We start from the raw sequence: 12,835 nt of genomic DNA on the forward strand, positions 1-12,835 counted from the left end.
TTATGAAAAACAAAATACTTACATTGATCCTGCTCGCCTCGGCGTTGTGCCCGGGGTGCAGCGGCTGGTTGGACGTGAAGCCCTACGACCAGATCTCGGAAGAAGAGCTGCTCGAATCGGAAGAGGGTTTCCAGAAACTGCTGAACGGCATCTATATCGAACTCAACAGCGACGAACTGTACGGCAGCACGCTCTCCGTCGAGATGATCGAGATTCTCGGCGGCGCCTACGAGATCGGCGACAACTCCTCGGTGTGGGGCGACTATCTGGACCTCAAGGACTACGACTACAACACCGATTACTGGCGCGGCCGCCTGAACGGGACCTGGAACAAGGCGTACGCACTGATTCTGAACTGCAACAAACTGCTGAAAAACATCCAGGGCAGGCAGGCGCTCTTCACGGGACACAATTACGACATCATCCGGGGCGAGGCGCTGGCCTTGCGCGCGATGCTGCATTTCGACATGTTGCGGCTTTTCGGACCGGTCTATTCGCTCAATCCCGACGGGACGTCCATTCCCTATTACGCGGACGAGACGCTGACGCCCGAAGCCCTGCTGCCGGCCAGCCAGGTCGTCTACAAGGTTCTCCAGGACCTCATGGCGGCGCGCTCGGCCCTGCTCAACGATCCCGTGATCACCGAAGGGACGCTGATGAGCAGCGCGGGCAACGGTTCCAATTTCCTGCGTTACCGCGCCCTGCGGCTCAACTATTACGCCGTTTCGGCCCTGCTGGCGCGGGTGAACCTCTATGCCGGGCAGAAACAGGACGCCCTGACGTATGCCGTGGAGGTGATCCGCGCCTCGAACAACGGAATCTTCCCGTTCGTGGACCGCAGCCTCGTGGTGGGCAATCCCGAGGACCCCGACCGGATTTTCTCGTCGGAGGTGGTCTTCGCGCTGTCGCACGCCAAGCGCAGCCAGCTGTTTCTGAATTATTTCAACCCTGCGCGGACGACTTTCACCTTCAGGATGGAGAGCGACCTGATCTCGAAGGCGATTTTCGGAGGAGGGGCCGAGACGGGCGGTTATCAGGACGACTACCGCAACCGCGTGAACTGGAGCACGTCCGGCGAGAACCGCTATTTCTACAAATATACCGACATGGCGCAGACCGGAAAGATTCAGAACACGATGATCCCGATGCTGCGGCTGGGCGAAATGTACCTGATCGCCGCCGAGAGCCAGTCGGACGTGCTGGCCAACGGAACCTCCTATGTGAACACCCTGCGCCGCAACCGCGGCATCAGCACCTCGCTCGAGGCCCTGACGCCCGAACTGCTCAAGTACGAGTACATCCGCGAACTGTACGGCGAAGGTCAGCTGTTCTACCTCTACAAACGCCTCTTCTCGAAGGTGATCTGGTCCTATACCGACTCCCGGAACCCCGAACCGAGCACGAACCTTTTCGTCGTGCCGCTGCCCGATTCGGAGACCGAAAACCGCGAATAACCCCCTGACGACATGAAAAAGAAGCATATCATCCATTCGGCAGCCCTCTTGCTGGGGCTTTGCCTGGCGGGCTGCAAAGAGAGCCTGCCGGATAATTTCGGCGCGATCGAAGGCATTTACTTCTACAACCAGCTGACGGACAGGACCGTCGTCGACAGCGCCTCATACACGTTCATCTACGAGGACGCCGACGTGCTGGAAGTGCCCGTCCGGCTGCAACTGGTGGGACGCGCCGCGGCGCAGCCCCGGGCGGTCGATGTCCGGGTCACTTCGCAGGACGCCGAGGAGGGAACGGACTACACGCTCGGCGGCGAAGCCGTGCTTCCAGCAGGCAGCGTCTCGTTCGACTACGTGGTCACCCTCAAACGCACCGACATTCTGAAGGAGAAGACCAAAAACCTGCTGCTCGAACTGCGGGCGAACGAGAACTTCATCATTCCGTTCACCAGCCAGGTTCAGTCGGGCGGCGACACGGTGTCGGCGGTGACCTTCAAAATCAACTTCTCGGACCAGTTCACGGCGCCGCCCGCAGGTTGGCGCAGTCTGTTTGTGGGGCCTTTCTCGCAGCAGAAATTCGAACTTATCTGCGACGTGATGGAGATTCCGAGGGCCGATTTCAACGAGGTCGGGAAGATCACCAATGCCAAATGGCTCTACATCGAGAGCCGGATGATCAATTATGTCAGGGATCAGGAGAAGTTGAAAGCCGGGGGAGAGCCTTATGACGAACGGGCTTTCGACGAGAACGGCAACCCCCTGCAATTCTAATATGGAAGGAGTATGACGATGAAACGATTTTTCTGCATATCGGCCCTGTTTCTGTGCGCGGCGTGCGCCAACGATCTGGGCAACTACGACTACCGCGACCTCACGGAACCCGACATCACGGGCATCGAGGCGAATATCTCGGTACTGACCCATGCCCGGCTGCAACTGACGCCCGACCTGGGCGGCAACGATTTCCCGGACGACCGCTATTCGTTCGAGTGGCGGACGCTCGCCCGGAGCGCCGATGAGACGGTGACGGTGATCGGCACGTCGCGCAATCTGGATTACGAGGTGGCGCTTCCGGCGGGCGCCTATACGCTCTTCTTCAAGGTGACGGAGGATGCCAGCGGCGTCTACTGGCAGACGAGCAGCGAATTGCAGGTGAGCGAGGCCACCTCCGAGGGGTGGATGGTGTTGTGCGCCGACGGCGACGACGACCGGGCGCGCCTCGATATGGTCTCCGCGGTGACGGGCGAGACCTACACCGACCTGCTCAAGGATAACGGCATGCCCGAAATGAAGGGGCCGCGGCGCATCCAGTGGTCGCGGTTCGCCGACGCCGATTCGCCCTACTACCTGCTGACCGACGACGGCGCCACGCGTCTGGGCCGCAACGGCTTCGAGTGGAAGGAAGAGTACCGGCTGATCTACGAGATGGGCAATTCGGACGATCCGCGCCCGTGGGTGATCAACGACGCCTCGGGGTCCAAGATGATGGTGAGCGATTCGAAAACCTATTATGCCGAATGTCTGGTGTCGGTCGGTCTGTTCGGGCCGATCGGCGACACGCCGCTGAACGCAGCGCCGGTGATCGGGTCCAACATCGTGACGCAGAACATTGTGGTTCCCGTCGTGATGATGTACGACCTCGACGCGAAGCGGTTCGTCGGTTATGCGCCCAACCTGCGGTCTCCCGACGTGGGCGGATACGCCCCTTTGCAGGAGATGAACGACCTGGTGAAACTGCTCGGAGAGATGGACAACGGCGGAAGGGTCACCGGAGACGCCTTCGCCGAATTCCCCCAAGGGCTGGATTTCGTCTGGATGGAGAATACGAAATACGACCCGAACAGCACGAATATGGGTGTCGTCTACACCGTATTGAAGGACGGGGACCGGTATTGCCTCTACGGGACGCAGCTGGGCGAATTATGGAGCGTCGTCACCGTCGGCGATTGCACGCAGGCCTTGAGCAGGGCCTATTACGGCGACCTCTCGGGGTGTACGAACATCGCGCGGGCGGAGCATTTCGCATTCAGCTCGTTGAAAAACTACATGTATTATGCCGTGGGCGGGACGGTTTACCGCGTGGATCTCTCGGAAAAGCCCCTGACGGCGACGACGCAGTTCACGCTCGTCGGGGAGACCGTCACCTGCCTGAAATTCAATATCTACCGGCAGAGCGCCAACCTCACCCGCACGTACGACCTGGTGGTGGGCAGCGTGAAGGACGACACGGGCACGCTGCGGATTTACGAGGGCTTCAATTCCGACGGAAATTTCCGGGGCGTGGCGCCCGAGGTCCACACCGGGCTGGGGCGGATCGTCGACGTGGCTTACCGTGAAATGCTGAAATAACCGAAACAACGATAAACCGAACTGATTATGAAAAACTGGATTTATGCCGCTCTGGCGGCGCTTTTCGCGACGGGGTGCGCTCCGCACGGAGGCTACACCCTTACCGGGGAGGTTCCCGAAGCCTGGGAGGGCAAGCCCGTGGTGTTGTTCACGACCGACGCCGGGCAGGCCGAGGCCATCGACAGCACGACGGTGGCGAACGGGAAATTCCGTTTGCAGGGCGTGCTGGATGCGCCCCGCAACTGCCGTGTGGCCGTTTATCTCGATCCCGAAAACCGGTCGGACAGGAACCTGACGGTGACCTTTCCGGTATTTCTGGACAGCACGGCCGTGAATGCCGTGTGCGACGCTTCGAAAAGCGATCCCGTCTTCACGCTCGCGGGCGGCGCCACCCAGACCGAGTGGCAGGCTTACCGCGCGGCCCTCGAACCGCTGGCGGAGGAGCGCAACCGTGCATTCCGCGACTATGTGGAGGCTTTCTACAACGGCGGGGACGAGGCCAAAGGGATCGAACTGGCCCGACGGGTCGATGAAAAGGCCGGCCTCATCCGGGATTTCAAGATCGCTTATGTGCGGGAGCATCCCGCTTCGGCGGTCAGCCTCGCCATCGTGCAGGAACTTTGCGACCGCCAGTCGCGGCTGGATCGGGCGCAGATGGAGTCGCTGATGGATGCGCTCGCCCCGCAGGCGAGGGAGTCGGCAGCCGGGCGTTACGCCGCGGCGTGCATCCGCGACAAGCGGATCGTGGAGGGACAGCCGCTGCCCGACCTCGAACTGCCGGATGCGGAGGGCGTCGTGCGCCGGGTGTCGGATTTCATCCGTCCGGGACATTACACGCTGGTCGAAATCTGGGCTTCGTGGTGCATGCCTTGCCGGGGTGAGATTCCGTTCGTCCGGAGGGCTTACGACAGATACCACCGGAACGGTTTCGACGTGCTTTACGTGTCGATAGACAGCGACGCCGGAAACTGGAAACAGGCGCTCGGCGAGGAAAAGATGCCGTGGCCCCAGCTGCTCGACACGGGCCGCACGAGTTTCACGACGTATGAAACCTCGGCCGTGCCGACATCTATCCTCGTCGACGGCGAAGGCCGCATCTGCCGGCTCAACGCCCGCGGCGGATGGCTGGACGGCGTGCTGGAGGAAATTTACGGAAAATGATTAACCGAAACAGGAATATGAAGAAAATCTTATTGTTCGTGCTGGGGGCGGCTCTCTGCGCCTGCACGTCGAAAAATCCCGACGACATCGTGGTGAACGTCGAGGTGGAAAACATGACCGTCTCCAACGTGGGGCTGCTGATCGACCGTTCGACATCTTTCACCATCCCGCTCGACAAGCACGGCAAGGGCCGGCTGGTGATTACCGGACTGGGAAACATCTATCCGCGCGTGATTTACGGGCAGACTGCGAAGATGGCGTTCATCGGCCGGGGCGAGGAGGTGACGCTGCGCTTCGACGGCCGCAAGTTCAAGGATGGCTTCCGGGTCGAAGGCCGCAACGTTGAGGCCAACGAGTACCTGCAAACCATGACTCTGCCCGAGTTCAACGCCTATGACCTGCCCTGGGAGGAGTTCTTTGCCGAAATCAACCGGCTGGCGGACGATGCCGTGCATCTGATGAAGGCCCGTAAGCTGGAGCAGACGTGCCCCGATTTCGCGAAGGTCGAGGAGGCGCGCCTCCGCTATCTCTACGCGCAGACGATGGTGATGTATCCGATGGGGCACCAGCTGATGGGCGGCGATCCCGATTACCGTCCCGGCAGGGAGGTTTACGACGCCGTGGGGAAGATGGTCGTGGAGCGCGAGGACTTGGCCGACGTGGACGTCTACCGCGATTTCATCCATTTCGCGATCCCGCTGGTGCTCGAAGGGCAGGGCCGCGAATTCGGCGATCCCTACACCCGCACGGTGGCGACGATGCGTTACGTCGCCGACAATTTCACCGACGAGAAGGTGAAGCAGACCATGCTGCGGCTGCTGGCGATCGAATACATGCAGAACAACGGCGTGCGCAATACGGCCGAATTGCAGAACATAGCGAATGCCTACATCACCGACCCGCAGATGCTGCGCGAATACAAGGAGGAGTTCGAAAGCCACGACCTGACGGCGCCAGGGCGCCCTTCGCCCGATTTCACGGCGACGGACCTGGCGGGAAAGAGCTATACGCTCGCCGATTTCAGGGGCAAATACCTCTATATCGACATGTGGGCGACATGGTGTGCCCCCTGCAAGGCCGAACTGCCGCATTTCCGCGAACTGGTGAAGAAGTTCGAGGGCCGGAACATCGCTTTCCTGGGGCTTTCGGTCGATAAGGACAAGGCCGCCTGGGAGAAGATGGCCGCGTCGGGCCAGCTGGCGGGCGTGCAGTTGCTGCTGGGTTCCGGCAGCCGGTTTCAGAGCGACTACAACATCGAAGGCATTCCGCACTTCATCCTGCTCGACAAGGAGGGGAAGATCGTGAACGCCGACATGCTCCGGCCCTCGTCCGAGGATACCGAACGGATACTGAACGAACTGGAAGGAATATAGATACCTGATTTTTAACTTTTTAAAACCAAAGCATTATGAGAAAATTATGGCTTATGTTGCTGATCGGATGCACGGCGGGTGCATTCACAGCCTGCTCGGACGGTGATGACGACCAGAAGCCGTCTTGTCCGATTACGGAATATACGGTTCCCTCCACGGCCGAGATCGGCGGTTTCTACACGGTGACGGGCAAGGGATTCGAGGCTTCGGCGCAGCTTTTCCTGCGCAACGCTTCGGGCACGGAGACCGCGGCGGCCGACCAGACCGTGACGGCCGCGGGGATCGAATGTACGGTTCCGTCGACCCTCACGGCCGGCGTGTACACCGTCGTCGTGAAGCAGAACGGCAGCTGGGACCTGGGTCCGGTGCGCCTGGAGGCTGCGCAGAACCCGGTGTCGAGCGTCGTGCTGCCCGCTGCGATCAAGCTGAACAAGACGCTGGAGATCGCCGGTAACGGTTTCACCTCGGCTTCGCGCATCTTCCTGGAGACCGCCGATGCCGCCAAGACCCGTACGGAGCTGACGGCCGTGCCCTCCTCGACGGGCATCAGCTGCACGATCCCCGACGGCGTTGCGGCAGGCACGTACAACGTGATCCTCAAGCACAACAACATCGACTGGACGCTGGGCGAGAACATTCCCGCTGCGGTGTACAAGCGGCTGACGGGCATCAGCTATGCGATGTCGCAGACCTGCGATTTCTCCACCGTGGAGGGCGGCGTGGAGGCCGTGAAGGCCATACTGCTGGAGATGGTAGGAAACGATCAGGAGATGGCCGATATGTATTTCGAGATGCTGTTCAGCGAGGGAACGAACGTCGTGTCGCAGTTGTCGCTCAAATATGGCAGCGACAACCGGGTGACCGCCGTTCAGCAGGGCGAGGGCGCAGACGCTGCCGACTGGTACACGTTCTCTTTCGACGGAGACAAGGTTTCGGCCCTGAACAAGATGTACGAAGACGGCGAATCCGGTATCCGGGCATTCTCCTGGGTGCTCAACGGCGGAAAAGTAGAGAGCAGCAACGTCGACTTCATGCGAACCGTCAGCGGCGAAGTCGTTTCGAGACCCGCTGATTTCACCTGGACCTATGATGCCGTTAACGGACAGTGCACCGGCGTCGTTTATCAGAGCACCGGCTCCAATTACGTCTCGTTCGATTTTGAAAACGGGAACTATACGGCGGGCGGAATGTTCGAATACGGCGATGCCGGCAAGAAGAACAACATCTTCGGCGTCGATGTGGCGAAAGCCATTGCTGGTGTTACCACCTCGCTGGACGACGATCATGCCCTGGCTTGTTTCCTGGGCTATGACGGAAAGGCTTCGCTCAACCTGCCCACTGCGACGATGTTCGACGCCATGTCGGAAGATGATCCCGCCAAGGCGGTAACCTGCACCCAGGACGGCGAGGGTTACGTGACCGCTGCCAAGTGGGGCGGAGTAGGTATGGATATGATGGGTATCGGAGTCAAGGTCACCTCTGAAACGATATTCGAATTTACCTACGCGGAATAGGCGAAAAGCGCCGATTTCGTTTTACGAGCCGCCCGGATCGCCCGGGCGGCTCTTTTCGTCGCCGTGCGGAGTTTGCGCGTTCTGCAATTTATTTTGCCCGAAGACTTCGTTTGTTGCGTGCAAATAGTTACTTTTGCAGGTATAATCCCAAAAATCCCGTAACGAAATGGAGAATACCATACAACTTCACGACAAGAAGTTCAGAATCATGATCCCCGCCGAGCAGATCGACAAGGCCGTGGATGCCGTGGCGCAGCGAATCAATGCCGACTATGCCGGCAAGGAGACCCCGCTGTTCCTGGGCATTCTCAACGGTTCGTTCATGTTCATGTCGGACCTGATCAAGAAAATCGAATTCCAGAACGAACTTTCGTTCGTCAAGCTGGCGTCGTACGACGGGACCTGCTCCACGGGCTGCGTGAAAAGTCTGATCGGCCTGAACAATCCGATCGAGGGCCGTCACGTGATCATCGTCGAGGACATCGTGGACACGGGCGAGTCGATCGAGCACATGATCAAGGAGCTGGAGGCCCGCAACCCGGCGTCGGTCGAGGTCTGTACGCTCTTTTTCAAACCCGGGTCGTACCGCAAGACGCTGCCGATCAAGTACCGCGCCATGGAGATCGGCAACGAGTTCATCGTGGGTTACGGGCTGGACTACGACCAGCTGGGCCGCAGTCTCAAGGATATTTACGTAGTGACGGAGTGATGGCTGCCGCGACCGATCCCGCATGGCTCGACGGCGGGCGAATGCTGCCGTTGGTCGAGGATTTCTACACCATTCAGGGCGAGGGATTCCACGCCGGGAAACCCGCCTATTTCATCCGTCTCGGCGGGTGCGACGTGGGCTGCCGCTGGTGCGACGCCAAGTATACGTGGAACCCGAAACTCTATCCGCCGACCGATGTGCAGACCGTGATCGACCGTGCGACGTCGTGTCCGGCGCAGGCCATCGTCATCACGGGAGGCGAGCCGCTGCTCTATCCGCTGGGCGTGCTCACGGAGACGCTGCGCGAGAGGGGGTTGCAGATTTTTCTGGAAACATCGGGCTCGCACCCTTTCAGCGGTGTTTTCGACTGGGTGTGTCTCTCGCCGAAGCGCCGGCAGCCGCCCCTGGACGAGGCGTTCGAACGGGCCGACGAACTGAAAGTGATCGTCGAGTCGGAGGAGGATTTCGAATGGGCCGAGCGGAATGCCGCCCGCGTAGGCGGAAAGTGCCTGCTGTTCCTCCAGCCCGAGTGGAGCGTTGCCGAAAGGGTCATGCCCGCAATAGTCGAGTACGCCAAGGCGCATCCGCAATGGAATATCTCCATTCAGACGCACAAATACATGCATATACCGTAAAGAGAAGTAATCGGATGATTTCACGCTTGGTCCGCTGTCGATCGCTGTCGTTGCCGCCTGCGGCGTCAGATGCAAGTCTGACCCCATTCCGGCCTTCCCTCGGAGAGGGAGATGGCGTAGGCTTCGGGCGGTTGGCAATACGATAATTCCTTAAATGAAAATTCAGTTCGGCCGCAGGTTCTGGATCGTCGCAACGGCGGTCATCGTCGTCTTCACGGTGTTCGTCGTGGGGCGCAACGCCCTGCATGCCGTGAAGATCAAGCGGCAGATCAACGCCCTGACACGCGAGCAGAGCTATTATTCGGAGAAGATCGCACAGGACAGCACCCTGCTCGAACGGCTGAAATACGACGATTACCTCGAAGAGTACGCCCGGGAGAATTACCACATGCAGGGGCGCAACGAACACGTGTACATTATCAGGGAATAGGGCTTTCCGATTTCATAGGGCCTCTTTGCGCGTGCTTTCGTGCAGCGCGAACGGGACGTACTTCAATAACCGCCCGGCAAACGGGGGTGGCTGCAAGCCACCCCCGTTTGCATTAATAGTGCTCGAAGCCGTGCCAGTCCAGCGGTTCGGGTTTTCCGTTGCGGAGCCACACGAGGCCCGGTCCGGAAGTGATGCGGCCGATGGGATGGAGCGGCGTGCCGAAGCGGATGCGGAAATCAGCGGCGAGGCGTTCGGCGGCCTCCGGCGCGGCGGTGAGCAGGAGTTTGTAGTCCTCGCCTGAGCAGGCGGCCATGCGGACGTCGGCGCCCGGGGCTGCGGGAATCTGCTCGACGGCGACTTCGGCGCCGACGCCCGAGCGGTCGAGGATATGCTTCAGGTCGGAGGCCAGACCGTCCGAAAGGTCCATCATGGCGCGCACCTCGGGACGGCTGCCGAGCCAGATGCCTTCGGCTACCTGCGGCTGCGGGTTGCGGTGCACGGCGGCCGCGGGGGTGTCGCAGCGTCCCGCGAGGATGTCCTGCAAGCCTGCTCCCGAGGTTCCGAGTTCCCCGGCGGTGAAGATCACGTCCCCGGGGCGTGCGTCGCTGCGTCGCTTGAGGTGCGCGTCGGCCGCGCGGCCGATGGCCGTGACGTTGATCGTCAGGCCCGACAGCGAGCGGGTCGTGTCGCCCCCGGCGAGCGTCACGCCGAACTCCTCGGACAGTTCCCGGTAGCCGAGCATGAACTCTGCGGCCCACGCATCGGCGGCATCGGCCGGAAGGGCGATCGAGAGCAGCGTCGCCACGGGGCGGGCGCCCATTGCAGCCACGTCGCTCAAGTTTACGGCGAGGGATTTGCGTCCCAACTCGCGGGGCGAGGTCGCCGTGCGGAGAAAATGGACCCCTTCGGTCAGCAGGTCCGCGGTGAAGACCAGCGATTCGCCGCCGCCGACAGACAACACGGAGCAGTCGTCGCCGATGCCCTCGAATCCGTTGTCGGGAAGCGGGGCGAAAAGGGTTTTTATGCTGTCGATGAATCCGAATTCGGTCATGGAAGAGTTGTGTTATGGCGCAAAGTTACCGATTTTTTCGGTGAATTTGATTATCTTTGTCCGGGAATCGCCCGCTTGGGGCGTTAGGTTAATGAATGAAACTATGAAGATATTGATTCTCAACGGACCGAACCTCAATCTTCAGGGGCGGCGCGACACCGGGGTTTACGGATCGCAGACTTTCGAGTCGTATTTCGAAGCGCTGAAAGCGAACTATCCCTCGGTGGAGTTCGGCTACTTCCAGTCGAACATCGAAGGCGAACTGATCGACGCCGTGCAGCAGGCCGACGGCGTTTACGACGGCGTGGTGCTCAATGCCGGCGGGTATACGCATACTTCGGTGGCGCTGCGCGACGCCGTGTCGGCCGTGTCGGTTCCCGTCGTCGAGGTGCACATCTCCTCGATCCTCGCCCGCGAGGAGTTCCGCCACACCTCGCTGCTGGCTCCCGTGGCCGCGGGGTCGATCATGGGGTTCGGCCTGAACTCCTATCGGCTGGGCGTGTACGCGCTGCTGACAGGCGCGGAAAAATAGTTGCGTCGGGGCGGAAGCCCGGCAACGCTGCCTTCAAGTCCTCTCCGGGGAGGGATTCGGGGTGGACAGACTTGTGAACGACGCCAACGGCGGCGGCAACACCGCCCGAGAGCGTATCGAAGGATAATATAAACGTAAAAACATAGCTCTATGTATCGCATGAAAAAAACCAAGATTGTCGCTACGATGTCGGATTTCCGCTGCACCGAAGAGTTCGTAAAACAGCTTTTCGACGCAGGTATGGACGTGGTGCGCGTCAATTCGGCGCACGTCTCCGAGGACGGGGCCACGCATATCGTCGAGACGGTGCACCGGGTGAACCCGGCCATTCCGATTATGATAGATACCAAAGGACCCGAAATCCGCGTCACGACGATCGCCGACGAATACGGCAACAGCATCAATTTCCGCCCGGGGGACCGGGTGGCCGTGCGCGGTTCGGACGGCTCGGACTTCACGACCCGCAAGGTGGTCTACATGAACGTGCCGTCGATCGTGAGCGACATTCCCGTCGGGGCGCGGATGCTGATCGCCGACGGCGAGCTGGAAATCCGCGTCGTGGGCAAGAACGATACGGAGCTGGACTGCGAGTTCGTCGTGGGAGGCGCCATGCGTTCGCGCAAGAGCGTCAACGTGCCGGGCGTGTCGATCGACCTGCCGTCGGTGACCGAAAAGGACCGCCGCTTCATCGAATGGGCCGTGAAGAACGACGTCGATTTCATCGCGCATTCGTTCGTGCGCTCGGCGCGCGACATCCGGGCCGTGCAGGATATTCTCGACGCCCACGGCAGCAACATCAAGATCATCTCGAAGATCGAGAACCAGGAGGGACTGGACAACATCGACGAGATCATCGAGGCTTCGTACGGCATCATGGTCGCCCGCGGCGACCTGGGCGTGGAGCTTCCCGCCGAGGTGATCCCCAACACGCAGCGGCGTATCGTCGAGAAGTGTATCTGCGCCAAGCGTCCCGTGATCATCGCCACGCAGATGCTCTATTCGATGGTCAAGTCCCCGCGTCCGACGCGCGCCGAGGTGAGCGACGTGGCCAGCGCCATTTACGAGCGTGTGGACGCCGTGATGTTGAGCGACGAGACCGCCATGGGCGATTTCCCCGTGCAGTCGGTGGAGACGATGGCCCGCATCGCCCGCGAGATCGAGCGCGACGAGACGCATTTCAAGCCGATGATCGACATGGACATGGTTTCGGTGAACCACGAGATCACCGCGCAGCTGGCCCGTTCGGCCGTGCGCGCCTCGACCAACCTGCCGATCAAATACGTGGTGCTCGACACCAAGACGGGCCGCACGGGCCGTTATCTGGCGGCGTTCCGCGGCCGCAAGACCGTGATGGCCGTCTGCTACCAGCTGCATGCGCAGCGGATTCTGGCCCTGTCGTACGGCGTCGTGCCGATTCTCCGGAATCAGGAACTCTCCGACAGATACCATTTCCTGGTCGATGCGCTGGAGTTCCTCGACCAGTACCGCAAACTCGACGACGGGGACCTGATGGCCATCGTGGGCGGCAGTTTCGGTCCCGACGGCGGTGCGTCGTACGTCGAGATCGCCAACGTGCAGAATATCCGCAAGCGTAACGAGGAGATCGTCGCGCAGCACAACTGTTAGGCTG

The 12,835-nt window shown here is 60.6% G+C and carries 12 protein-coding genes; 11 read left to right on the forward strand and 1 reads right to left on the reverse strand.

Going from position 1 to position 12,835, the window contains the following annotated elements:
- The first annotated feature begins 2 nt into the window (after positions 1 to 2).
- The 9 genes from DWW03_RS08865 to DWW03_RS08905 all read left to right on the forward strand — a co-directional run bounded on the left by DWW03_RS08865 (position 3) and on the right by DWW03_RS08905 (position 9,622).
- A complete protein-coding gene (locus tag DWW03_RS08865) occupies positions 3 to 1,454 on the forward strand; it encodes a RagB/SusD family nutrient uptake outer membrane protein (RefSeq protein WP_022061829.1) in 1,452 nt (483 codons plus the stop codon).
- Between the two features lie 12 nt (positions 1,455 to 1,466).
- Entirely contained in the window at positions 1,467 to 2,222 is a 756-nt protein-coding gene (locus DWW03_RS08870) for a DUF4843 domain-containing protein (RefSeq protein WP_118406625.1), read from the forward strand.
- A gap of 18 nt (positions 2,223 to 2,240) precedes the next feature.
- Complete coding sequence (locus DWW03_RS08875) at positions 2,241 to 3,800, forward strand: PKD-like family lipoprotein (RefSeq protein ID WP_229094675.1); 1,560 nt, start codon at positions 2,241 to 2,243, stop codon at positions 3,798 to 3,800.
- A gap of 27 nt (positions 3,801 to 3,827) precedes the next feature.
- Complete coding sequence (locus DWW03_RS08880; RefSeq protein ID WP_022061832.1) at positions 3,828 to 4,961, forward strand: TlpA disulfide reductase family protein; 1,134 nt, start codon at positions 3,828 to 3,830, stop codon at positions 4,959 to 4,961.
- Positions 4,962 to 4,978: 17 nt separating this feature from the next.
- Entirely contained in the window at positions 4,979 to 6,334 is a 1,356-nt protein-coding gene (locus DWW03_RS08885; RefSeq protein WP_022061833.1) for a TlpA family protein disulfide reductase, read from the forward strand.
- Positions 6,335 to 6,369: 35 nt separating this feature from the next.
- Positions 6,370 to 7,848 carry an IPT/TIG domain-containing protein gene (locus tag DWW03_RS08890; protein ID WP_022061834.1) on the forward strand — a complete coding sequence of 493 codons (1,479 nt, stop codon included), beginning with the start codon at positions 6,370 to 6,372 and terminating at the stop codon, positions 7,846 to 7,848.
- Positions 7,849 to 8,014: 166 nt separating this feature from the next.
- Positions 8,015 to 8,557, forward strand: coding sequence for a hypoxanthine phosphoribosyltransferase (gene hpt, locus DWW03_RS08895; RefSeq protein ID WP_015546747.1), 543 nt, complete (start codon positions 8,015 to 8,017; stop codon positions 8,555 to 8,557).
- Positions 8,557 to 9,192 carry a 7-carboxy-7-deazaguanine synthase QueE gene (locus tag DWW03_RS08900; protein WP_118406627.1) on the forward strand — a complete coding sequence of 212 codons (636 nt, stop codon included), beginning with the start codon at positions 8,557 to 8,559 and terminating at the stop codon, positions 9,190 to 9,192. The genes hpt and DWW03_RS08900 overlap by 1 nt, the downstream gene beginning before the upstream one ends.
- 154 nt (positions 9,193 to 9,346) lie before the next feature.
- A complete protein-coding gene (locus DWW03_RS08905; protein ID WP_022061836.1) occupies positions 9,347 to 9,622 on the forward strand; it encodes a septum formation initiator family protein in 276 nt (91 codons plus the stop codon).
- A gap of 112 nt (positions 9,623 to 9,734) precedes the next feature.
- Here DWW03_RS08905 and thiL read toward each other — a convergent pair whose 3' ends face one another.
- Complete coding sequence (gene thiL / locus DWW03_RS08910) at positions 9,735 to 10,673, reverse strand: thiamine-phosphate kinase (RefSeq protein WP_022061837.1); 939 nt, start codon at positions 10,671 to 10,673, stop codon at positions 9,735 to 9,737.
- 103 nt (positions 10,674 to 10,776) lie between these two features.
- Here thiL and aroQ point away from each other — a divergent pair, with 103 nt between their 5' ends.
- The gene (aroQ, locus tag DWW03_RS08915; RefSeq protein ID WP_118406628.1) at positions 10,777 to 11,205 is read left to right on the forward strand and encodes a type II 3-dehydroquinate dehydratase; all 429 of its coding nucleotides are present in this window, start codon (positions 10,777 to 10,779) and stop codon (positions 11,203 to 11,205) included.
- Between the two features lie 150 nt (positions 11,206 to 11,355).
- On the forward strand, positions 11,356 to 12,831 hold the full coding sequence (gene pyk / locus DWW03_RS08920; protein ID WP_015546752.1) for a pyruvate kinase: 1,476 nt from the start codon (positions 11,356 to 11,358) through the stop codon (positions 12,829 to 12,831).
- The last annotated feature ends 4 nt before the right edge of the window (positions 12,832 to 12,835 follow it).

It is taken from the genome of Alistipes sp. AF14-19 (assembly GCF_003461645.1).
GTDB lineage: Bacteria > Bacteroidota > Bacteroidia > Bacteroidales > Rikenellaceae > Alistipes > Alistipes shahii.

Excerpts from the sequence above, each read along its gene's own strand:
- DWW03_RS08865 (WP_022061829.1), top strand. The coding sequence starts at position 3 with ATGAAAAACAAAATACTTACATTGATCCTGCTCGCCTCGGCGTTGTGC.
- DWW03_RS08870 (WP_118406625.1), top strand. The coding sequence starts at position 1,467 with ATGAAAAAGAAGCATATCATCCATTCGGCAGCCCTCTTGCTGGGGCTT.
- DWW03_RS08875 (WP_229094675.1), top strand. The coding sequence starts at position 2,241 with ATGAAACGATTTTTCTGCATATCGGCCCTGTTTCTGTGCGCGGCGTGC.
- DWW03_RS08880 (WP_022061832.1), top strand. The coding sequence starts at position 3,828 with ATGAAAAACTGGATTTATGCCGCTCTGGCGGCGCTTTTCGCGACGGGG.
- DWW03_RS08885 (WP_022061833.1), top strand. The coding sequence starts at position 4,979 with ATGAAGAAAATCTTATTGTTCGTGCTGGGGGCGGCTCTCTGCGCCTGC.
- DWW03_RS08890 (WP_022061834.1), top strand. The coding sequence starts at position 6,370 with ATGAGAAAATTATGGCTTATGTTGCTGATCGGATGCACGGCGGGTGCA.
- hpt (WP_015546747.1), top strand. The coding sequence starts at position 8,015 with ATGGAGAATACCATACAACTTCACGACAAGAAGTTCAGAATCATGATC.
- DWW03_RS08900 (WP_118406627.1), top strand. The coding sequence starts at position 8,557 with ATGGCTGCCGCGACCGATCCCGCATGGCTCGACGGCGGGCGAATGCTG.
- DWW03_RS08905 (WP_022061836.1), top strand. The coding sequence starts at position 9,347 with ATGAAAATTCAGTTCGGCCGCAGGTTCTGGATCGTCGCAACGGCGGTC.
- thiL (WP_022061837.1), bottom strand. The coding sequence starts at position 10,673 with ATGACCGAATTCGGATTCATCGACAGCATAAAAACCCTTTTCGCCCCG.
- aroQ (WP_118406628.1), top strand. The coding sequence starts at position 10,777 with ATGAAGATATTGATTCTCAACGGACCGAACCTCAATCTTCAGGGGCGG.
- pyk (WP_015546752.1), top strand. The coding sequence starts at position 11,356 with ATGTATCGCATGAAAAAAACCAAGATTGTCGCTACGATGTCGGATTTC.